The organism is Mesorhizobium sp. ES1-6, from assembly GCF_020164775.1.
Taxonomy (GTDB): Bacteria; Pseudomonadota; Alphaproteobacteria; order Rhizobiales; family Rhizobiaceae; genus Mesorhizobium.
On the sequence record NZ_JAIUGU010000015.1, the window covers coordinates 102,814 to 123,246 of the forward strand.

At 64.0% G+C, this 20,433-nt stretch carries 18 protein-coding genes and 1 tRNA gene; 6 read left to right on the forward strand and 13 right to left on the reverse strand.

Annotation, left to right across the window (positions count from 1 at the left end; genetic code table 11):
- Nucleotides 1–66: 66 nt before the first annotated feature.
- Nucleotides 67–1,362: an HlyD family secretion protein gene (locus LB564_RS27790; RefSeq protein ID WP_224542374.1), complete on the forward strand. Its 1,296-nt coding sequence runs from the start codon at nt 67–69 to the stop codon at nt 1,360–1,362.
- Complete coding sequence (locus LB564_RS27795) at nt 1,359–2,906, forward strand: DHA2 family efflux MFS transporter permease subunit (protein WP_140702987.1); 1,548 nt, start codon at nt 1,359–1,361, stop codon at nt 2,904–2,906. Before LB564_RS27790 ends, LB564_RS27795 begins: the two co-directional genes overlap by 4 nt.
- 193 nt (nt 2,907–3,099) lie before the next feature.
- Here LB564_RS27795 and LB564_RS27800 read toward each other — a convergent pair whose 3' ends face one another.
- The 4 genes from LB564_RS27800 to rpmH form a co-directional block, all read right to left on the reverse strand.
- Complete coding sequence (locus LB564_RS27800; RefSeq protein WP_224542375.1) at nt 3,100–3,660, reverse strand: fasciclin domain-containing protein; 561 nt, start codon at nt 3,658–3,660, stop codon at nt 3,100–3,102.
- Nucleotides 3,661–3,838: 178 nt separating this feature from the next.
- Nucleotides 3,839–5,659, reverse strand: coding sequence for a membrane protein insertase YidC (gene yidC, locus LB564_RS27805; protein WP_140702983.1), 1,821 nt, complete (start codon nt 5,657–5,659; stop codon nt 3,839–3,841).
- A gap of 14 nt (nt 5,660–5,673) precedes the next feature.
- Nucleotides 5,674–6,027 (reverse strand): ribonuclease P protein component, encoded by a 354-nt coding sequence (gene rnpA, locus LB564_RS27810; protein WP_140702981.1) that lies wholly within the window; start codon nt 6,025–6,027, stop codon nt 5,674–5,676.
- A gap of 14 nt (nt 6,028–6,041) precedes the next feature.
- Nucleotides 6,042–6,176 (reverse strand): 50S ribosomal protein L34, encoded by a 135-nt coding sequence (rpmH, locus tag LB564_RS27815; RefSeq protein ID WP_008833937.1) that lies wholly within the window; start codon nt 6,174–6,176, stop codon nt 6,042–6,044.
- A gap of 276 nt (nt 6,177–6,452) precedes the next feature.
- On the opposite strand from rpmH, the gene LB564_RS27820 reads away from it, so the two are divergent.
- Both LB564_RS27820 and LB564_RS27825 read left to right on the forward strand, forming a co-directional pair.
- A complete protein-coding gene (locus tag LB564_RS27820) occupies nt 6,453–7,940 on the forward strand; it encodes an ATP-binding protein (RefSeq protein ID WP_224542376.1) in 1,488 nt (495 codons plus the stop codon).
- 270 nt (nt 7,941–8,210) lie between these two features.
- A tRNA-Arg gene (locus tag LB564_RS27825) sits at nt 8,211–8,287 on the forward strand.
- Between the two features lie 338 nt (nt 8,288–8,625).
- Here the strand turns inward: LB564_RS27825 and LB564_RS27830 are convergent.
- Both LB564_RS27830 and LB564_RS27835 read right to left on the reverse strand, forming a co-directional pair.
- Nucleotides 8,626–9,414, reverse strand: coding sequence for an SDR family oxidoreductase (locus LB564_RS27830; protein WP_140702978.1), 789 nt, complete (start codon nt 9,412–9,414; stop codon nt 8,626–8,628).
- The gene (locus tag LB564_RS27835; RefSeq protein WP_140702976.1) at nt 9,411–9,740 is read right to left on the reverse strand and encodes a nuclear transport factor 2 family protein; all 330 of its coding nucleotides are present in this window, start codon (nt 9,738–9,740) and stop codon (nt 9,411–9,413) included. Before LB564_RS27835 ends, LB564_RS27830 begins: the two co-directional genes overlap by 4 nt.
- Before the next feature lie 68 nt (nt 9,741–9,808).
- Between LB564_RS27835 and LB564_RS27840 the strand changes: the two genes are divergently transcribed.
- Nucleotides 9,809–10,804 (forward strand): LysR family transcriptional regulator, encoded by a 996-nt coding sequence (locus tag LB564_RS27840; protein ID WP_224542377.1) that lies wholly within the window; start codon nt 9,809–9,811, stop codon nt 10,802–10,804.
- A 271-nt stretch (nt 10,805–11,075) separates the two neighbouring features.
- On the opposite strand, the gene LB564_RS27845 is transcribed toward LB564_RS27840, so the two are convergent.
- The 5 genes from LB564_RS27845 to LB564_RS27865 form a co-directional block, all read right to left on the reverse strand.
- Entirely contained in the window at nt 11,076–12,734 is a 1,659-nt protein-coding gene (locus tag LB564_RS27845) for an FAD-binding dehydrogenase (RefSeq protein WP_224542378.1), read from the reverse strand.
- 41 nt (nt 12,735–12,775) lie between these two features.
- Nucleotides 12,776–13,765, reverse strand: coding sequence for a Gfo/Idh/MocA family protein (locus tag LB564_RS27850; protein WP_140702972.1), 990 nt, complete (start codon nt 13,763–13,765; stop codon nt 12,776–12,778).
- 238 nt (nt 13,766–14,003) lie between these two features.
- Nucleotides 14,004–14,579: a YceI family protein gene (locus LB564_RS27855; protein ID WP_224542379.1), complete on the reverse strand. Its 576-nt coding sequence runs from the start codon at nt 14,577–14,579 to the stop codon at nt 14,004–14,006.
- A 70-nt stretch (nt 14,580–14,649) separates the two neighbouring features.
- Entirely contained in the window at nt 14,650–15,219 is a 570-nt protein-coding gene (locus tag LB564_RS27860) for a cytochrome b (RefSeq protein ID WP_224542380.1), read from the reverse strand.
- 55 nt (nt 15,220–15,274) lie between these two features.
- Nucleotides 15,275–16,165, reverse strand: coding sequence for a LysR family transcriptional regulator (locus LB564_RS27865; RefSeq protein ID WP_224542381.1), 891 nt, complete (start codon nt 16,163–16,165; stop codon nt 15,275–15,277).
- A 96-nt stretch (nt 16,166–16,261) separates the two neighbouring features.
- Here LB564_RS27865 and LB564_RS27870 point away from each other — a divergent pair, with 96 nt between their 5' ends.
- Entirely contained in the window at nt 16,262–17,257 is a 996-nt protein-coding gene (locus LB564_RS27870; protein ID WP_224542382.1) for an aldo/keto reductase, read from the forward strand.
- A 111-nt stretch (nt 17,258–17,368) separates the two neighbouring features.
- Here LB564_RS27870 and LB564_RS27875 read toward each other — a convergent pair whose 3' ends face one another.
- Both LB564_RS27875 and pheT read right to left on the reverse strand, forming a co-directional pair.
- Nucleotides 17,369–17,971 carry a nucleotidyltransferase family protein gene (locus tag LB564_RS27875; RefSeq protein ID WP_224542383.1) on the reverse strand — a complete coding sequence of 201 codons (603 nt, stop codon included), beginning with the start codon at nt 17,969–17,971 and terminating at the stop codon, nt 17,369–17,371.
- Between the two features lie 46 nt (nt 17,972–18,017).
- A complete protein-coding gene (pheT, locus tag LB564_RS27880; RefSeq protein ID WP_224542384.1) occupies nt 18,018–20,426 on the reverse strand; it encodes a phenylalanine--tRNA ligase subunit beta in 2,409 nt (802 codons plus the stop codon).
- Between the last annotated feature and the right edge of the window lie 7 nt (nt 20,427–20,433).

Below are 20,433 nucleotides of genomic sequence, written 5' to 3' on the forward strand. Positions count from 1 at the left end.
AACGCTTGATCGAATCCAATCTGTTCGCGGCTCGCACCCATCGGGCCGTCGACCGGGAGAAAATACATGGCTGACTCGACATCCCCCAAGAAGCCTGCCGGAGAAGAAACGCCGGCGGGCCGGACCGACCAGATTATCCAGCTCGACAGCGAGCGCGAACAACGGCGGGCCAATGTCGTCATCGACAATGACGAACTGGAAGCGCCGGTCGCCCTGGAGCCGGCGGCGCTCGAGGCTCCGGCCAAGGAGCCGCAGTCACAGCAGGCTCCTCCTGTCGCTGTTGCTCCCCCTGTGCCGGCCAAGCCAAAGCGCGGCCTGACGCGGCCGGTGCTTTTTGCCCTGCTTCCCGTCGCCCTTGTCGTCGGCGGTTACTACTATGTCACCGGCGGTCAGCTTATGACGACCGACAATGCCTATATCCAGGCGCAGTCGCTCGGCGTCTCCACCGACGTCTCCGGTACCGTGCAGGAGATCGACGTGCACGAGAACCAGGCGGTGAAGAAGGGCGACGTGCTGTTCCGCTTGCGGCCGGCCTCCTTCGAGACCGCTCTCGCCGCCGCCCAGGCCCAGCTCGGCACGGTGCGCAACCAGGTTCTGACCCTGGAGGCGAGCTACCAGCAGTCGCTGTCGCAGATCGAGCAGGCGCAAGCCGACATCCCCTATTACGAAGCCGCTTTCCAGCGGCAGCAGGATCTGCTCAAGACCTCCACCGCCTCGAAGGCTTCTTTCGACAGCGCCCAGCACGATCTCGTCGCCGCGCGCCAGAAAGTGTCCGTCGCCAAGGCGCAGGCGCAGGCCACGCTCGCGCAGCTCGGCGGCGACGCCAACCAGCCGGTCGAGAAGAACCCCTTCTACCTGCAGGCCCAGTCGGGCGTCGACGATGCGCAGCGCAACCTTGCCGATTCCGTGGTCAAGGCGCCGTTCGACGGGATCGTCACCAATGTCGACGCGCTGCAGGTCGGCAAATATCTCCCGGCCTCGCAGCCGGCGTTCAGCCTGGTCTCGTCGACCGATCTGTGGATCGCGGCGGAACCGAAGGAAACCGAGCTGACCTATGTCAGGCCGGGACAGACGGCCACGATCAGCGTCGACACCTATCCGGGTGCCGTCTGGCACGGCAAGGTCGCCTCGATCAGCCCCGCCTCGTCGTCGAGCTTCTCGCTGCTGCCGGCGCAGAACACCACCGGTAACTGGGTCAAGGTCGTGCAGCGCATTCCGATGCGCGTGACGATCGATGGTATCGAGGGCAACCCGCCGCTGCGCGGCGGCATGAGCGCCGTGGTCGATGTCGACACGGGCCATGCGCGCGGCCTGCCGGACTTCGTCACCAACCTCACCGGCCTGTTCGGACAAAAGTCATGACCAGCGCGTCCGCGACAGCTGCCACGCCGGTGGTCGCCAATCGCGGCGCCATCACCGCCTGCGTGATCCTGGCCGTCATCATGCAGGCGCTCGACACCACCATCGCCAATGTCGCGCTGCCCTATATCCAGGGCAGCGTTTCGGCCAGCGCCGACCAGATCAACTGGGTGCTGACCTCCTACATCGTGGCAGCCGCCGTGATGACGCCGCCTTCGGGCTATCTTGCCAATCGCTTCGGCCGCAAGCGCATCCTTCTGACCTCGATCACCGGCTTCGTCGTTGCCTCCGTTCTGTGCGGTTTCGCGCAGTCTTTGCCGCAGATCGTCGGCTTCCGCCTGCTGCAAGGCCTGTTCGGCGCCGCACTCGTGCCGCTGTCGCAGAGCATTCTGCTCGATATCTACAGCGTGGAGGAGCGCGGCTCCGCCATGGCGCTGTTCGGCATTTCGGTGATGGTCGGGCCGGTGCTGGGACCCGTCATTGGCGGCTGGCTGACCGAGAATGTCAGCTGGCGCTGGGTGTTCTACATCAACGTTCCGATCGGCGCGCTGGCCTTCGCCGGCGTGTCGCTATACGTCCTGGAAACCAAGCTGGACTTCAAGGCAAGGCTGGATTGGCTGGGTTTCGGCATGCTCAGCATCACCATCGCCGCCCTCCAGATGTTTCTCGATCGCGGCGAGCAGCTCAACTGGTTCTCGTCATCCGAGATCATCGTCGAGGCGGTGATCTGCGCGTCGGCCTTCTACATCTTCCTCGTCCACACCTTCACCGCCCGCAACACCTTCGTCAATCCGAGGCTTTTCCTCGACCGGAATTTCGCCGTCGGCATGGTCTTCATCTTCATCATCGGCATCACCTATCTCGCCTCGCTGGCGCTGATGACGCCCTATCTGCAGACGCTGATGGGTTATCCCGTGGTGACGGCCGGCATTGTCATGGGGCCGCGCGGGCTTGGCACGATGGCCTGCATGTTCCTGGTTGGCCGGCTGATCGGCAAGGTCGACACGCGCTGGCTGCTGCTCATCGGCCTGCTGGTCACCGCCTGGGCAATGTATGACATGACTGGCTGGACGCCCGATGTCTCGCAATGGACCATCATCTCGACCGGCTTCATCCAGGGCGCCGGGCTTGGCTTCCTGTTCGTGCCGCTGACCACCATCACCTTCGCCACGCTGGCGCCGGAGCGGCGCGCGGAAGGCACCGGCCTCTATAATCTGTCGCGCAACATCGGCTCCAGCGTCGGCATATCGGTGGTCACCGCGCTTCTGACGCAGAATGTGCAGATCAACCACGCCAACATCGCCACCTATGTCACGCCCTTCAACCAGGCGTTCAGCGATCCGGCGATCTTCCAGGCGATGAACCCCTACACCGCCGCCGGCCGCGCCGCGCTCGACGGCGTCGTGACACTGCAGGCGACTGTTATCAGCTACATGAACGACTTCAAGCTGATGATGATCCTGTCGCTGGCGGCGATCCCGCTGGTGCTGCTGCTGCGCAAGCCGGGAACGCCGGCCAAGGTCGACCATAGCGCCGTTATGGAGTGATCGGCCTGGGCGGTCGAGTTTCGATGCTGACCGTCCTCACGGCATTAAAGGAAACCGGGGCCCTGTGAGGGACGACAGGGCCCCGGCCTGGCCGACACGGCTTCCCAAGAAACATGGCACCTCGTGGTGAGGCGGGGATGGCGGACCGAGAAAGCCCCAACGGCCCGCCAACGCCCCCTTTCGCCGGAAGCCGTTACTTCGGCAACAGCACCTTGTTGACGACATGGATGACGCCATTCGACTGGTTGACGTCGGCGATCGTCACCTTCGCCTCGCCACCGGACTCGTCCATGATGTAGAGCTTGCCCTTCTTGACTTCGGCGGTGAGCGTGTCGCCCGAGACGGTCTTCATCTCGTATTTGCCGCCCATCGCCTTGGCCTTCTTCATCATCTCGGCGCCCGAGATCTTGCCCGCCACGACATGCGCGGTCAGCACCTTGGTGAGCTTGTCCTTGTTCTCGGGCTTGAGCAGCGTGTCGACCGTGCCTTTCGGCAGCGCCGCGAAGGCTTCGTTGGTCGGGGCAAAGACGGTGAACGGGCCAGCACCCTGCAGGGTGTCGACCAGGCCGGCCGCCTTGACGGCGGCGACCAGCGTCGTGTGGTCCTTCGACTTGACCGCGTTCTCGACAATGTTCTTGGTGGCGTACATCGGCGCGCCGCCGACATTCGGGTTTTTGGCATAGGCGGGAGCGGCAATCGCCATTCCGGCGACAAGGGCTGAAATGGCGATGGTCCTGAATGTGGGCAAGCGCATGTGGTCTTCCTCCGGGTGAGGGCTGATCGGAATTGATAGCCTTTGGAACGCACACGCAGTCACGCCCCGCGCGTGCTCGCAGTTTCGCCGATCACGGGAACGTGAACAGAGGCCTGCCCGAACGAAAAAGCGCCGGACGAGCCGGCGCTTTTGACATTGTTTGCCTTCAGGAGGGCGGCTATTCCGCCGGTGACGGTTTCTTGCGGAACAAGGCCACCAGATTGTCCCACAGTTCGATCTTGGCGCCCTGGCGCTTCATGATCACGCCCTGCTGCAGGATCGACAGCGTGTTGTTCCACGCCCAGTAGATGACCAGGCCGGCCGGGAAGCCCGCCATCATGAAGGTGAAGATCACCGGCATCCAGGTGAAGATCGCGGCCTGCGTCGGGTCCGGCGGCGTCGGGTTCATGCGCATCTGCAGGAACATGGTGACGCCCATGATCAACGGCCACACGCCGATCATCAGCATGTGCGGCAGGGTGACCGGGATCAGCCCGAACAGATTGAACAGCGAGGTCGGATCGGGCGCGGCCAGATCCTGGATCCAGCCGAAGAACGGCGCGTGCCGCATCTCGATGGTGATGTAGAGCACCTTGTAGAGCGAGAAGAAGACCGGGATCTGCAGCGCCACCGGCCAGCAGCCGGCGAGCGGATTGATCTTCTCGGTCTTGTACAGCTCCATCATCGCCTGCTGCTGCTTCATCTTGTCGTCCGCGTATTTCTCGCGGATCTCGAGCATCTTGGGCTGCACCTTCTTCATGTTCGCCATCGACGCGTAGGACTTGTTGGCGAGCGGGAAGAAGATGGCCTTGACGATGACGGTGGTGGCCAGGATCGCCAGGCCGAAATTGCCGAGGAATTTGTACAGCGTGTCGATCAGCCAGAACATCGGCTTGGTGATGAAGTGGAACCAGCCCCAGTCGATCAAAAGGTCGAACCGCTTGATGTGGCGGTCTTCGGCATAGGCGTTGATCTTGCCGACTTCCTTGGCGCCGGCGAAGATTTCGGTCTCGACGGTCGCCGACTGGCCGGCATCGACATTGATGGCGTCGGTCAGGAAGTCGGACTGGTAGCGATGGCGGCCATCCTCGAAATAGGCGTAGCGCGGCTGGAAAGGCTGCTTCTCGGTCGGCACCAGCGTGACGGCCCAATATTTGTCGGTGATGCCGAGCCAGCCATCGGTCGACTTGCCAGGCTGGTACTGCTTGTCCTTCTCGACGGACGCATATTTGTGTTCCTGCAGGCCTTCCGTGCCGGTGAAGCCGATCAGGCCTTCATGCAGCACATAGGTGCTGGCCACCGCCGGCTTGTCGTAGCGCGTGACGCGGCCATAGTTGAACAGCGAAACCGCGCTCGAGCCGGCGTTCTGCACCGTGTCCGACACGGTGAACATGTAGTTGGCGTCAACCGAGAAGGTGCGCTTGAAGGTCAGACCCTTGTCGTTGGTGTAGGTGAGCGTCACCGGCGTCGACGGGGTCAGCGTCGGATTGCCGTCGACGTTCCACACCGTTTCCGCGCCCGGCACCGCGCCGGTCTTGTCGTTGCCGACAAAGCCGATCTCGGCGAAATAGCCCGTGGGCAGCGCCTGCGGGTTGAGCAGTTCGATCTCGGGCGAATTCTTGTCGACGGTCTCGGTGTAATGCTTGAGCTTGAGGTCGTCGAGCCGCGCGCCGGTCAAATTGATCGAGCCTTCGAGGCTCGGCGTGTCGATCTTGACGCGCTTGGAAGCCGCCAGCGCCTGGTCGCGGCCGGCAGCGGTGACGACGTCGCCGCCGGGCGCATTGGGGATGGCGCCCGGAGCGGTCGTTCCCGGCGCCGGTGTCGACGCCCCCGGATTGGCGGCATCGGCCGCCTTCTTCTGGTCCTCGACGCGCTGCTGCTCGACCTTGGCGGCCTCGCGCTGCGCCTCGACGCGCGGGTTCATGTAGAAAACCTGCCACAAAGTCAGGATCAGCACCGACAGCGCGATGGTGATGAAGAAGTTCCGGTTGTTTTCCATCGAGAGCCCTTGGCCTATCGTGTTCCGCGAAGTCGGCGGGAGAGTTCGGCCTTCAACTGGCCGAAGGGGGCGCGCAGCGCATCGTCGCGCCCGACGATGACATAGTCATTGCCGGGCATCATGTCATCGGCGGCGTGGGTACGCACGGCTTCTTTCAGCCGCCGCCTGACGCGGTTGCGAACAACCGCGTTGCCGACCTTCTTGGTGACGGTGTAGCCGACGCGCGGCACCCCGCCATCGCCGCGGTCAAGGACCTCGACGAGGAAAAACCGCCCGCGGCGCTTTTCACCGCGGCGGACGGCCAGGAATTCCGCGCGTTTCAGAAGCCGCTTGGGACTTTGACCCACTGGCTTGCCGGTTGCGGGCAACGATCTCGTCTCGCTTAGGCGCTGAGCCGCTTGCGGCCGCGATTGCGGCGAGCTGCGACGACGCCACGGCCACCCTTGGTAGCCATGCGGGCACGGAAGCCGTGCCGACGTTTGCGGACGAGTTTGGACGGTTGGTAGGTACGCTTCATTTGTTTTAATACCGCGGGGTGCGGCCCTTCTTGTGTCTGTCACTTTGTAACAGGAGCTTTGCCGGGCCGGTTTTGGCGCGATCGAAACCGCGCCGGGACGAATGGCCCGAGCGTGAGCGGGCTTATAGAAAGAAGGGTTTTGGAAGTCAATCCGGCGTCGGCGCGCCAAAGACGCACGTCTTTTGAGCATCTATTTTTCCGACCAAGGGCGAAATTGGCAAAAAAGCCGTAATCGCATAATCTTGGCTGATCAAGTGATTGTGAAGATCGAGTCGCATGAGCGAAGCCAGTCAAGCGGGAGAAGGGACCGGAACGGCGTCGGACGCCGTCCGTACGGTGCCGCTGTCGCGCGGACTGTCGACGAAACTGCTGCTGCTCACCATCGTTTTCGTGCTTTTGGCCGAAGTGCTGATCTTCCTGCCCTGGATCGCCAGCTATAGGCTGAGCTGGCTCAAGGAGAGGCTGAGCACGGCCGCCGCCGTGTCGATCGTGCTGGTGCAGGGCGAGTCGACCTCGCTGTCGCGCACGGCCCAGAATGACGTGCTGATGGCGATCGGCGCCAAGGCGATCGCGGTGCGCGACGGCGGCGTCTCGCGGCTTCTGGTGGTGGCCGACATGCCGCCACAGGTCGACGAGCACATCGATCTCGCCAGCGTCGGCATGGTCAAGGGCATGACGGGCGCGCTGGACACGCTGTTTTTCGGCGGCGACAGGATGCTGCGCGTCTTTGGGCCGGTCGGCGACAGCGACAAGGAGTTCGAGCTGATCATGCCGGACTACTCCTTGCGCAAGGCCATGCTCATCTATTCGCGCAACGTCGCCTTCGTCTCGCTGCTGATCTCGCTGTTCACGGCCATGCTGGTTTACGCCGCGATCGACCTGATCATGATCGGCCCGATCCGCACCATGACGCGCTCGATGCTATCCTTCTCCGAGGCACCCGACGACCCCGGGCGGATCATCCATCCAGCCGACCGCGCCGACGAGATCGGCGTGGCCGAACGCGAATTGTCGCAGATGCAGGAGCGGCTGCAGAAGATGCTGGCCGAGCAGAAGCATCTGGCCGACCTCGGCCTCGCCGTGTCGAAGATCAACCATGACATGCGCAACATCCTGGCCTCGGCCCAGCTGATGTCGGACCGCCTGCGCCAGGTCAAGGATCCGACCGTGCAGGCTTTCGCGCCCAAGCTTCTGCGTGCGCTCGACCGCGCCGTCTCCTATTCGGAGGGCGTGCTTCACTACGGCCGCACGCAGGAACCGCCGCCGTCACGCCGCAGGGTGCGGCTGCGCCAACTGGTCGAGGACGTGCACGGCCTGCTCGCCATCGAGGACGGCATCGAGTTCATCAACGCCGTCGAGGCGGCTTTCGAAGTCGATGCCGATTCCGACCAGCTCTTCCGGGTGCTCACCAACCTGTGCCGCAACTCGGTGCAGGCGATGGCGGCCGATACCGAAAGCGCCGTCGTGCGCCGGCTCGCCATATCGGCCGAGCGCATGGGCAGCGTCAGCCGGATCGCCGTCACCGACACCGGTCCAGGCCTGCCGCCGAAGGCGCGCGACAACCTGTTCGCGGCCTTCCGCGGCTCCGCGCGCAGCGGCGGCACCGGCCTTGGCCTGGCGATCGCGCATGAACTGATCCGGGCACATGGCGGCTCGGTGGAACTGGTCGAGTCGATCGGCGGGCGCACCACATTCGCCGTCACCATCCCCGACCAGCCGGTGCGCCTCGACCAGGCCCGTGGCAGCCTGCGCCGCCCGGCCTGACGCTTCCCTGCCGTTTCCCCAGGGGATTCCCCGCCTTCCATGCCCGTTGTTCCTGCCTGGCCTCGCCTGATCGTCCGCCGTCTCGATCAAGGCCGCCCACGGCGGCTTCAGAATGCCGGATCGGCGCCGGCATCGCCGGATGACAGGCTTGCGACAAAACTTTTGCCGGATCGGCTTGCTTTTCGCAAATTCAGTCGTTAGGGAACTGCACACATTCGCGGCCGGTCTTTCGGATCGGATCGCGGGGCCGTCGAAAACATGGCCTGATGCGCGCCCGTAGCTCAGCTGGATAGAGCACCAGACTACGAATCTGGGGGTCAGGAGTTCGAATCTCTTCGGGCGCGCCACTCTTCAAGCAAGTGCTTGAAATCGCTTTAAGCGTTGATTTTACAGCATTCTGACCTGCACGTTTGCTACTGACGGAGCGTAAAATGGCGCGCATTAAATAGGTCCAGCGGCGGGCAAATCGGTTCGAATTCGGTATCAGCTACCAGAAGACATCGCTGGTGTAACCTAAGTTAGCGCAGCCTGGCCCGCGTAACGCGCAAGCTTTGGCGCGGCGGCCGGTGATCATGCGACCGCAGTCGCTCCTGAGGCCGGAGAGCAGAGGTTGAGGGCATCAGGGCATGTTCATACGTCTGTCCACGCTGGGCCAACTCGGCCAAGCGTGGACGGGTCCCTTTGATCAGACGGTCGGGACGGTGCCGCCGTCGACGACGAGCTCCGAACCATGGATCGAAGAGGCGCGATCCGAGGCCAGAAAGGCGATGGCTTCGGCGACTTCGAACGGATCGGCTCCGCGCCCGATGGCAATGCCGCCAAGGCCGGCCAGGACGAGTTGGCGCGCGTCCTCGATAGTGCCACCGTTGGCGGCTTGGATGCGCTTGAGAAATACATCGGTCCCCTCGGTCATGATCCAGCCGGGAGAGACGACGTTGACCCTCACGCCTTTGGGACCCAGTTCCTTGGAGATGGACTTGCTGTAAGTCCGCAGTGCGGCCTTGGCGCTGGCGTAGGCGGTTGTCGCGTCGGGAAGCGGCAGGACCGACTGGATGGAGGTGACGTGCACCACCACGCCGCTGCCTCGCTCGATCATCTGCGGAATCAGGAGCCGGTCGAGGCGGACGGTGGCCAGGAGGTTCAGGTTCAGCTCGGAAAGCCAGTACTCGTCAGTCAGGGCGACAAAGCCACCGCCCGGGGTGGTCGAGCCGCCGAGCACATGGGCGAGAATGTCGACGCCGCCCAGACGCTTGAGCGCCGCACTGGCGAGGGCTTCTCCGCCCTCAGCCGTGGTCAGGTCCGCCTGTACGAATTCGACGCCATCGATGGGCTCCAGGGTTCCGCGGGCGGAAGTGATTACCCGGGCGCCGCCTGCCAGGAAGCGTTCGACGGTGGCGCGGCCCAGACCCTTGGTGCCGCCGCTGATAAGCACGCGCTTTCCCGTGAACTCGGTCGGATCAGCCTTGATGGTCATGCCGTGATCTCCAGCGCTTTGATGGCGTTGCTTTCGAGTGTGAAGCGGTAAGTGAAGCGGATCGGGCTGCCCCTGAAGTCGCCATGGGCAGGGCCTTCGACGACGACCTGACCGTTCTCGTGGCGAACGGCATCCGGCGTGAAGATCGCCTTGACCGGGATCACCGCTTCTTCGAACAAGGCCCGCATTCCGGCGTAGCCCTCGTGACGGCCTCCATCAGCAAAAAGGACCGCGTCGCGCGTGAAGGGGCTCAACATTCCGTCCACATCGAGACGGGCGTTGGCGGCGACATACGCGGCGATGGGCGATGGAAGTTCGAGCGTCATTGTTTTTTCCTTCTTACTGCGGGTGCAGCCTTGAACGCTGCAAGTGTGTTTGCCCTGCCAAGATAGCGATGGACAAATGGCGCGATAATCAGGACAATTCGGGATGTTGCATCACGAAGTTCGGGATAATTGTGCAAAGTAGCCTGATGGACTTAAACGCAGTTCTCATGGTTGCGCGCCGGGGCAAGTTTCGCACGGCTGCGCTTGAGCTAGGGGTTTCAACGACCGCGCTCAGCAATGCGGTGGGAAAGCTGGAGCGCACGCTCGGGGTACGGCTCTTCAACCGGACGACGCGAAGCGTCTCCTTAACGGAGGCAGGTCAGCGGTTCGTTGCGCAAGTCGCACCTGCCGTGCAGGACATTCATGAGGCGATGGAGGTTGCGCGCTCTCAACAGGCTACCCCTTCGGGCACGCTGCGCATCAACGCCTTTCCGACAGCGGCACGGGAAATCTTCTCGTGGCTCGTCCTACCGTTCCTGTGCGTGCACCCTCAGGTCCACATCGACATCGTCACAGAGGGTCGCCTGGTGGACATTGTAGCGGGCGGCTTCGACCTTGGCGTCCGTAGCTCAGACCTTGTACCGGCCGACATGATCGCATTGCCGTTAGGTGTCGCGCGGCGCAACGTTGTGGTAGGCGCACCGAGCTATTTGAAAGCGCACGGGACGCCCCTGATCCCCCAGGACCTCGCCGAGCATTCCTGTCTCCGCGTCCGGCTTCCCGATGGCGCGATCTACCGTTGGCCGTTCGAGAAGGATGGACAATCGGTCCATATCGACGTTGAGGGCCCCGTCACCCTCGACGAAGCGAGCCTCGCACGTACCGCCGCCCTCGCTTCCGTCGGCCTCACTCTGGCGATGGAATTCGACGTCCGCGACGACATCGAGGCAGGCCGCCTTGTGCGCGTGCTTGAAGATTGGACACCCACGCTCTCTCCCTTGAGCCTCTACTATCCCAGTCGCCGCAACCCAACCGCTGCCTTCAAGGCGTTCGTCGATTTCGCGCGGCGGCAAAGTGGAGCCAGCAACACCCTGAAGCCATCCATAGGTTGGGAAGCGCCATGAGCCCGCGCATGCTTTCCATGCTGGCGGCATAAAGCAGACCGGCAGCTTCCGACCCCGAATCAGTCATTGCCAAGAAGTCCGTGCCAGCTCGGTCGCAACTGGTATTTGTCACGGGTTCATGCTCCAGGCATGCTACGTTACGATGAAAATAGACAAACAGAACAATGGGTAAGTGGATCGTGCGCTGCATCTCTTCGGGCGCGCCAAATCGTCCTTGGACTTCAATTTGTTGGTTGCGCGGTCGATGGCATCGGCTTTGCGGCCCGTCCTTTCACCCCACCGAGCGTGCCGCCGCCCTTCCCGCACCGCGCCCCGAGAAAATACAGCCGCCGAGGAACGTGCCTTCGAGCGCCGCATAGCCATGCACGCCGCCGCCGCCGAAGCCCGCGGCCTCGCCGACGGCATAGAGGCCCGGCACCGGCTGGCCGTCGGTATCGAGCACGCGGCTGTCGAGATCGGTCTGCAGGCCACCCAGCGTCTTGCGGGTCAGGATGTTGAGGCGCACGGCGATCAGCGGGCCGTTCGCCGGGTCGAGCATCTTGTGTGGCTTGGCCGTGCGGATCAGCCGGTCGCCCAGATAGGCGCGGGCGCCGCGCAGCGCGGTGATCTGCATGTCCTTGGAGAACGGGTTGTCGAGTTGCCGGTCGCGGGCGCGGATTTCGCGCTCGACCGTTGCGACGTCAAGCAGCGGTTCGCCGCCGGCCAGCGCGTTCATGCGCGCCACCAGCTTCGAAAGGTCGGCCTCGACGATGAAATCCTCGCCCTTTTCCATGAACGCCTTGACCGGGCCAGGGATGCCCGACGTGGCCCGGCCGAGCACCTGGCGCCAGCTTTTTCCCGTCAGGTCGGGGTTCTGTTCGGAGCCCGACAGCGCGAATTCCTTCTGGATGATTTTTTTGGTCAGGATGAACCAGGAATAGTCGAAGCCGGTGCTCATGATGTGGCTCAGCGCGCCCAGCGTGTCGAAACCGGGATAGAGCGGCACCGGCAGGCGCTTCCCCCGGGCATCGAGCCACAGCGAGGACGGGCCGGGCAGGATGCGGATCGCATGCTCGGTCCAGAGCGGCGCCCAGTTCCTGATGCCCTCGACATAGTGCCACATGCGGTCGCGGTTGATGATCGAGCCGCCGGCTTTTTCTGATATGGCCAGCATGCGGCCGTCGACATGGTCGGGCACGCCGGTGATCATGCGCTTTGGCGCGCTGCCCAGCCGCTTGGGCCAGTTTGCCCGCACCAGCTCATGGTTGCCGCCGATGCCGCCGGAGGCGACGATCACCGCTTGCGCATGAAGCTCGAAATCGCCCGATATTTCGCGTGAACTCTTGTGGCCGCGCTCGACGGTGCTCGGCTCAAGGATATCGCCGCGTACGCCGGTCACGCCTGCGCCAGTCCGCGTCAGCTCATTGACCCGGTGACGGAACCTGAAGTAAATCAATCCACGCTTTTGCGCCTCGCGCACGCGCAGCACAAAAGGTTCGAGCACGCCGGGGCCGGTGCCCCAGGTGATGTGGAAGCGCGGCACCGAATTGCCGTGGCCAATGGCATTGCCGCCGCCGCGTTCGGCCCAGCCGACGACAGGAAAGAACTTCAGTCCGCGCTCCGTCAGCCAGGAACGCTTCTCGCCGGCGGCGAAACCGACATAGGCCTCCGCCCATTTGCGCGGCCAGTGGTCTTCGGGCCGGTCGAAGGCTGCGGTGCCCATCCAGTCCTCGAGCGCCAGATCATGGGAGTCGCGGATGCGCATGCGCCGCTGCTCCGGGGAATCGACCAGGAACAGCCCACCGAACGACCAGAAAGCCTGGCCGCCCAGCGACTGTTCCGGCTCCTGGTCGACGATGATGATTTTCTTGCCGGCCTCGGCAAGCTCGGCAGCGGCGACCAGCCCGGCAAGGCCGGCGCCGACAATGATGACATCCGCGTCGTCAGCCATTTTTCCTCCCCAGGATTAGCCGGCAAATTTAATACGAGGGCTTAGACGTTTTCCCAGCCGCCCTTGTTTTCGCCGGCGCGGAAGATGGCGTCGATGACCTTCTGGTTGGCGACCGATTCCTCCAGCGTGAAGACCCGCTCCTTGCCGCCCTGCGCCGCCCGCGCGAAGGTCTCGACCTCGAGCCTGTATTGCTGCGTGCCGGGGAAGCGGAACACCTGCGCTTCGCTGTGGTTCTGGTTGTGCAATTCGACGCGGTGATGGTCGTAGAGCCCGGCATTGAACGGCGAAAACACCTCGATGAAACCCTTCTCGCCGTGGAACACCATCACCTGGCGCGCCGCCATCTGGGTCGACAGGTAGAAGGACAGTTCGAAGTCGCCGAAATCGGCGCGGATCGAGGAGTAGATGTCGGTGCCGAATGTCTTGTCGCGCTCGATCGTCGCCTGGACGCGCAGCGGCTCCTTGCCGGTCGAGAACCGCGTCGACACGGTCGGGTAGACGCCGATGTCGGGCAGCGCGCCGCCGCCGAGATCGAGTTTGTTGCGCATGTTGTTGGGGTCGACATTGTAGTAGGAGAAAGCGCCCTGGACATGGCGCAGCCGGCCGATAGCGCCGCTGGCGATGAGGTCGCGCACCTTGATCCATTGCGGATGGTAGATGACCATGAAGGCTTCGCAGACCAGCACTTTCTTGCTGTCGCGCAGCTTGATCAGCGGTGCGATGTCCTTGGCGTCGAGCGCCAGCGGTTTTTCGACCAGCACATGCTTGCCGGCCTCGATGGCTTTTTCAGTCCATTCGACATGTTGCGAGGTCGGCAAGGGGATATAGACGCCGTCGACCTGGTCGGACGCGAGCAATTCCTCATAGGAGCCGAAGGCGTGGCGCGCACCGAAGCGCTCGCCCAAGGCCTTGGCCTTCGACAGGTCGCGGCTGGCGATCGCCGACAGCACGCCGTTCTCCGCCTCGACCATTGCCGGCAACAAATGCTCGCGGCCGATCTTGGCCGTCGACAACACACCCCATCGGAACATCTGGCTTCTCCATGTCGATTTATCGGTGACGAGGTTTGCCCGAAATCGAGGGAAAAGCCAATGAAAGACACGGGTCACAATGCACCTTCGTCCGTGACTTCGCCGAAGGATGCAACGGCGCAGAATTTTGGAGCGCCGCGATGCCTTGAGGTCACGGAATGGATCCTAGGGTTTCCGCGACGTCGCTTCGCGACTGCTCCACCCTAGGATGACGAAGTCACGGATGCCCGCTCTGAACCTATCCTCGCTTCCCCGTCAGCGTCATGTCGAAGTCGACGACATTGGAATAGAGCGGCGTGCCGACATCCATGCCGTAGCGCGACCTCAGCACCTTGCCGGTGACATGGAATTTGATCGTCCCGCCCTTCAGCCCATCGAGCTCGGCGGTGAATTTTTCCGCAAACGTCTTGCCGCGCGCCGTCAGCCGGCCGGTGACGAGCGCCGTCGTGTCGCTGGTGCGGGTCACGCTTGTCGAACGGAACTGGATTTCGGGGCTGTTGGCGGCATCGAACACCGCGTCGGAGCGCAGGAAGGCGTCGATGCGGCCTTGGCCGGTGGCGACGCTTTCGGGATAGATGGTGAGGTCGACCTTCGAGCGACCGACATCATTGTTGTCGATGCGGATCGTGCCCTTGAAGCGGGCGAAGGCGCCATCGAAGCCGCCGCCACCGGCTTTGCCGATGGTGAAGCGGATCGCGGAGCCGGCCTGGCTGATCGTGTAGCTGCCGGCGGCATCGCCGAGCATGACCGTCGCGTAGACGGGCATGGCAAGGCAGGCGGCGGCAGCCGCCAATCCGAGGATTCGCGCACGCATTGGGGTGTTCCTTGTTTAGGAGGCAACGCTCTCTCGCGTCCTCATCTCACAAACGAGACCAAAGCCCGTTCTATTCCCCGGCTGACGAAGGCGTGATCATGCGCGTGAGCACTTGGTCGCGCAGCAGGAAGTGGTGGCGCAGCGCCGCGGCGACATGCAGGGCAACAAGTGCCGCGCCGGCATAGGCGAGATACCAGTGCGCCGACGCCCAAAAGCCCTCGGCGGCGTCGGATTCGATGAGCGGCAGGTTCGGCATGACGAACAGGTTGAACGGCATGCTGGGGATTTCCAGTGTCGAAACCGACACCAGCGCCCAGCCGGACAGGGGCAGGGCGAGCTGGAAGGCATAGAGCGCCAGATGCGCCAGCGGCGCCGTCCGCCGCTCCAGGGCGCCAACGGAAGGCGGCAAGGGAGGCGCCTTGTTGCCGAGCCGCCAGGCGATGCGCAGGATGATGAGGCCAAGCAGCAGAAAGCCGAACGATTTGTGCAGTTGGATCAGTTCGAAGGCCGTGCGTTGGCTCTGGGTCCTGACCATGACCAAGCCGAGCATGAACTGGGCGATGAAGACAATCCCGATCAGCCAGTGCAGGACGATGGTTGCCCAGCCATAGCGGGTGGAGGTGTTGGTGATGGTCCGCATGGGAGGCGAACGAATGCCGGCGCGGGTTTCTTCCATCCCGCGTAGGGAAGGCGGCCTATCCGCTCACCTTGAAGAAATCCACGAAAGCCCTCAGCGCCGGCCGCATCTGGCGGCGGCTGGGATAGTAGACGAAGAAGCCGTCGAAGGACGGACACCAGTCCTCCAGCACGCGGATCAGCCGGCCGTCGGCGAGCGGCGCCCGCACATAGGGCTCGAAGACGAAGGCGACGCCGGCGCCGTCGATGGCGGCCTGGGCGATCAGATGATCCTCGTCGAGGATCAGCGGCCCTTGCGCGGCGATTTCGATCTCCTCGCCGCCCTTCTCGAATTCCCAGCGGTAAAGGATGCCGCTGGAGAAGCGGAAGCGGATGCAGCGGTGCTCGGCCAGCTCTCGCGGATGGCGCGGCGGCGGCATGGCCTTGAAATAGGAGGGCGCGCCGACGACGGCGCCGCGAAGATCGGGGCCGATGCGCACGGCGATCATGTCGCGCTGCAGGCTTTCGCCGAGCCGCACGCCCGCGTCGAAACCGCCTTCCACCACGTCGGTAAAGCGGTCCTCGATGACGATCTCCAGCACGATCTGTGGATACGCCGCCGCAAAGGCGCCGAGCCGTGGCGTCAGCGTCAGATGCGCGGCCGTGCGCGGCACGGTCAGCCGCAGGTTCCCGGCTGGTCGGTCGCGCGCCTCGACCGCTGTTTCCAGCGCCAGATCGATCTCGGACAGGGCCGGGCGCAATCGCTCCAGCAATTGCGCGCCTTCCTCGGTCGGGGCGACACTGCGCGTGCTGCGCGCCAAAAGGCGCACGCCAAGCCGTGCCTCCAGGCTGGAGACCGCATGGCTCACCGCCGAAGGCGCGATCGCCAGTTCCCTGGCCGCACCGCGAAAACTGCCGCATTGGGCAACGGTTGCCAGCACCGCAAGCTGTGAGAGATGTGCCCGATTCATTGATCTATTTCTTGGAACGACCCGTACTAAGAAGAGCCGATTATCGAACGGCCTGCAAGGCGCTATTTCTGCCGCATCACAACAAGGAGACGCGTGATGAAAACCCGCAAACTCGGTGCTGAACTCGAAGTCTTCCCGGTTGGCCTTGGTTGCATGGGCATGAGCTTCGCCTATGGCGGCCAGCCGGAGGCCGAGGCGATCGCCACCCTGCACCGCGCCGTCGAGATCGGTGTCACCTTCTTCGACACGGCGGAGGTCTACGGTCCCTACGAGAACGAGATCCTGCTGGGGAAGGCGCTGAAGCCGGTTCGTGACAAGGTGACGATCGCCACCAAATTCGGCTTCACGATCCTGGAGGAAGGCACCGGCTTGGATCGCATGGCCGGTGTCGACAGCCGTCCCGAGCACGTCAAGGCTGTTGCCGAGGCGTCGCTGAAACGGCTGGGCACCGATGTCATCGATCTCTACTACCAGCACCGCGTCGACCCGAACGTGCCGATCGAGGATACCGTCGGCGCCATGGCCGAGCTGGTGCGTGAGGGCAAGGTGCGCGCGCTCGGCCTGTCGGAGGCAAGCGCCGCCACCATCCGCCGGGCGCATGCCGTCCACCCGATCGCGGCCGTGCAGAGCGAATATTCGCTGTGGAGCCGCGACCCTGAAGACGATGTCTTCGCTGTCTGCCGCGAGTTGGGCATTGGCTTCGTGCCTTACAGCCCGCTCGGTCGCGGCCTTTTGACAGGAGCGATTGCCAAGCCCGAAACGCTTGACGACGGCGACTGGCGCCGCACCTTGCCGCGCTTCCAGGCCGAGGCCATGGAAGCCAATGCTGAGGTGATCGCCACGCTGGGAAGACTGGCGGCCGAAAAGGGCGTGACCTCGGCGCAACTGGCGCTCGCCTGGGTGCTGCACCAGGGCGATTTTATTGTCCCCATCCCGGGTGCCCGAAAAATCCGTCATCTGGAGCAGAACACGGCGGCGGCCGGGATCGAGCTGAGTGCCGCGGAGGTGGCGGCGATCGGCGATGCGCTGTCGCCTGACAAGGTGATGGGCAAGCGCTATACGGAGGAACTGTTGGCGCTGGTGAATGGGTGAATATCTAGGTCATGTGCGATGAAAAGGGCGCTTCGGCGCCCTTTTTGCGTAGCGCGCAACTCGGAAGATCGTCAAATCTCGGCGCGCGGCGCCTCGCGCCAACCTTTCTTCCTACCAAGGCACAACCGAAATCTCCGGCCAGTTCGCCTTTGCCCGCGCGCCCTTCACTTCATGCGTCCGCTGGTTGTCCATCACCCGGTTCGGCGTCATGCGAAAGGAGAAGAGATCGTCGAGCCCGAACGGCGCCACCAACTCAAACTGCCCATTGCCGTCGTACCGCACCCCCACCGCATGCGTCTTCGAGGCAAAAAAGCTGACGGACTCGCTGGCGCTCGCATAACGCGGGCAAGGCTGCCCGAATTTCCGCGGATACCACAGATGCACCCGGGCCTGGTTGCGCACCTCGACCGGCAGCGGCAGTCCCTCGAAATGTGCCGCCGCCCGGCGGATCACCGCGTCCTCGGCCTCGTAGGACAGGTCGGAGTCATCGAAATAGAAAAGGTCGACATCCCTGATGCCGTAGCCTGATGGCTTGCCGGTCAGGTGATTCCAGACGCTGTTGTAGAGAGCGCCGGACACGACCAGCCAATCCGGCAAGGCAAGTTCACGCACCCGCACCAGTGTATCGGCGAGCAGCGGATCAGCCGCCACGATGTCGAGGAACACCATGCGTTGCGCTTCGAACGGCAGTCCGGAATGGCGGAGATGGTTCATCGCCCTTTGGAGAGCGATTCGCCATGCTCCGGCAATCCTGAACTCATTATGCCCGCAGCACGCCGCCCGTCTGCTTGCCGACATTCTCGACGATGCGCTTGGCCAGCGCCTCGAAATCCTCGTCGGTCAGTGTTTTCTCGACCGGCTGGATCGACACTTCGATGGCAATCGATTTTTTGTCGGCGCCGAGCGACGCTCCCTCGAAGATATCGAAGACCGAGACGCCAGTGATCAGCTTCTTGTCGGCGGCCAGTGCGGCGCGAACAAGCGTGCCCGCCTCGACCGGCTTGTCGACGACGAAAGCAAAATCGCGCTTCACCGCCTGGAAGGCGGAGAGCTCCAGCTTCGGCTTGGTCTTGGTCGGCTTGGCCTTCGGCTCGGGCACGGCGTCGACGAACACCTCGAAGCCACAGAGCGGTCCGGAGACGTCGAGCCCTTCCAGCGTCTTCGGATGGAACTCACCGAACGTGCCGAGCACGGTCTTCGGACCGAGCTTGATGGTGCCGGAACGGCCGGGATGATACCAGGCCGGTCCGCCCGCCTCGATCTGCAGTCGGTCGACCGGCGCGCCGCAGGCTTCGAGCGCGGCGATGGCATCGGCCTTGGCGTCGAACACGCCAACCGGACCGGAATTGCCGGCCCAGCTACGACCGGAGCCGTCGAGCTTTGCCGTGCCGCGGCGCACGCCGGCGGCGACGCGGCGTTGCTGGTCGGCGCCATCGCCCTCATAGGTGCCCGAGACCTCGAACAGCGCCACGTCGCCAATGCCCTTGTCGGCATTGCGTTGCGCGGCCGAAATCAGCCCCGGCAGCAGCGAGGGCCTCATGTCGGACATGTCTGCGGCGATCGGGTTGGCGAGCTTCAGCGCCGTCTGGCCGCCGCCGAACAGTTCGGCGTGCCTGGCCGGAATGAACGACCAGGTAACGGCCTCCATCATGCCGCGCACGGCAAGCGAACGCTTGGCGGCACGGGTGCGGATCTGCAGCGTCGTCAGGATCTTGCCATTGACCGCGTCATGCGCGCCGAGCGGCTGCGGGGCGATGTTGTCGACGCCATGGATGCGCATCACTTCTTCGACCAGGTCGGCCTTGCCGTCGACATCGGGGCGCCAGGAGGGCACGGTGACGTCGACGACGTCGCCCGATCCCTGCGCGTGGAAGCCGAGCCGCGACAGGATGTCGAGGCTCTCCGCCCTCGGCACCTCTATGCCGGTCAGCCGCTTCACTTCCGACAGCGGCAGCGAAACGATCTTCGGCTGATGTCCGGCATAACCGGCCACCTCTGTCTCTGTCGGCGTGCCGCCGCAGAAGTCGATCACCAGCTTGGTTGCCAGTTCGATGCCTGGAACCATGAATTCGGGATCGACGCCGCGCTCGAAGCGGTAGCGCGCATCGGTGATGATGCCGAGCGCGCGGCCGGTGCGGGCCGTGGTGATCGGATCCCAAAGGGCGGATTCGATCAGCACCTCCGTCGTGTTCTCGTCGCAGCCCGAGTGTTCGCCGCCCATGACGCCGGCAATGGATTCGACGCCATTATCGTCCGCGATGACGCACATCTCCGGCGTCAGCGTGTATTCGCGCCCGTCGAGCGCCTGAACCTTCTCGCCATCCCTGGCGCGGCGCACCACGAGGTTGCCGGCGACCTTGGCGGCATCGAAGACGTGCAACGGCCGGCCACGGTCGAAGGTGACGCAATTGGTGATGTCGACCAGCGCGCTGATCGGCCTCAGACCAATGGCGATCAGCCGCTGCTGCAGCCATTTCGGCGAGGGGCCGTTCTTCACCCCCTTGACCAGCCTGAGCGCGAAGCCCGGGCAGAGCTCCGGCGCCTCGATCGTCACCTTCACCGGGCACATGCCGCTGCCGACATGCGGCATGATCGCGCCGCCGACCAGGCGGCCAAGCCCGCTCGCCGCCAGGTCCCTGGCGATGCCGTACACGCTGGTGGCATCGGGCCGGTTCGGCGTCAGATTGATCTCGATGACAGGATCGTCGAGATGGGCATAGGCGGCAAAGCTGGTGCCAACCGGCGCATCGGCCGGCAGGTCGATGATGCCATTGTGCTCGTCCGACAGTTCCAGTTCGCGCTCGGAACACATCATGCCATGGCTTTCGACGCCACGGATCTTGCCGACCGTCAGCGTCACGTCGATGCCTGGCACATAGGTGCCCGGCGCAGCGAAAGCGCCGATCAGGCCCGCCCGCGCATTGGGTGCGCCGCAGACGACCTGCACCGGCGGCCTGCCGTCACCGGTGTCGACGGTCAGCACGCGCAGCCGGTCGGCATCGGGATGCTGCACCGCCGTCAGCACCTTGGCGATGACGAAGGGCTTCAAGCCCGCCTTGTCGTCGACATGCTCGACCTCGAGGCCGATCGAGGTGAGCCGCTCGACGATCTCGGCGAGCGTGGCGTCGGTCTCGAGATGGTCCTTGAGCCAGGAGAGGGTGAATTTCATTGGGCTG

Excerpts from the sequence above, each read along its gene's own strand:
- LB564_RS27790 (WP_224542374.1), top strand. The coding sequence starts at position 67 with ATGGCTGACTCGACATCCCCCAAGAAGCCTGCCGGAGAAGAAACGCCG.
- LB564_RS27795 (WP_140702987.1), top strand. The coding sequence starts at position 1,359 with ATGACCAGCGCGTCCGCGACAGCTGCCACGCCGGTGGTCGCCAATCGC.
- LB564_RS27800 (WP_224542375.1), bottom strand. The coding sequence starts at position 3,660 with ATGCGCTTGCCCACATTCAGGACCATCGCCATTTCAGCCCTTGTCGCC.
- yidC (WP_140702983.1), bottom strand. The coding sequence starts at position 5,659 with ATGGAAAACAACCGGAACTTCTTCATCACCATCGCGCTGTCGGTGCTG.
- rpmH (WP_008833937.1), bottom strand. The coding sequence starts at position 6,176 with ATGAAGCGTACCTACCAACCGTCCAAACTCGTCCGCAAACGTCGGCAC.
- LB564_RS27820 (WP_224542376.1), top strand. The coding sequence starts at position 6,453 with ATGAGCGAAGCCAGTCAAGCGGGAGAAGGGACCGGAACGGCGTCGGAC.
- LB564_RS27830 (WP_140702978.1), bottom strand. The coding sequence starts at position 9,414 with ATGACCATCAAGGCTGATCCGACCGAGTTCACGGGAAAGCGCGTGCTT.
- LB564_RS27835 (WP_140702976.1), bottom strand. The coding sequence starts at position 9,740 with ATGACGCTCGAACTTCCATCGCCCATCGCCGCGTATGTCGCCGCCAAC.
- LB564_RS27840 (WP_224542377.1), top strand. The coding sequence starts at position 9,809 with ATGGACAAATGGCGCGATAATCAGGACAATTCGGGATGTTGCATCACG.
- LB564_RS27845 (WP_224542378.1), bottom strand. The coding sequence starts at position 12,734 with ATGGCTGACGACGCGGATGTCATCATTGTCGGCGCCGGCCTTGCCGGG.
- LB564_RS27850 (WP_140702972.1), bottom strand. The coding sequence starts at position 13,765 with ATGTTCCGATGGGGTGTGTTGTCGACGGCCAAGATCGGCCGCGAGCAT.
- LB564_RS27855 (WP_224542379.1), bottom strand. The coding sequence starts at position 14,579 with ATGCGTGCGCGAATCCTCGGATTGGCGGCTGCCGCCGCCTGCCTTGCC.
- LB564_RS27860 (WP_224542380.1), bottom strand. The coding sequence starts at position 15,219 with ATGCGGACCATCACCAACACCTCCACCCGCTATGGCTGGGCAACCATC.
- LB564_RS27865 (WP_224542381.1), bottom strand. The coding sequence starts at position 16,165 with ATGAATCGGGCACATCTCTCACAGCTTGCGGTGCTGGCAACCGTTGCC.
- LB564_RS27870 (WP_224542382.1), top strand. The coding sequence starts at position 16,262 with ATGAAAACCCGCAAACTCGGTGCTGAACTCGAAGTCTTCCCGGTTGGC.
- LB564_RS27875 (WP_224542383.1), bottom strand. The coding sequence starts at position 17,971 with ATGAACCATCTCCGCCATTCCGGACTGCCGTTCGAAGCGCAACGCATG.
- pheT (WP_224542384.1), bottom strand. The coding sequence starts at position 20,426 with ATGAAATTCACCCTCTCCTGGCTCAAGGACCATCTCGAGACCGACGCC.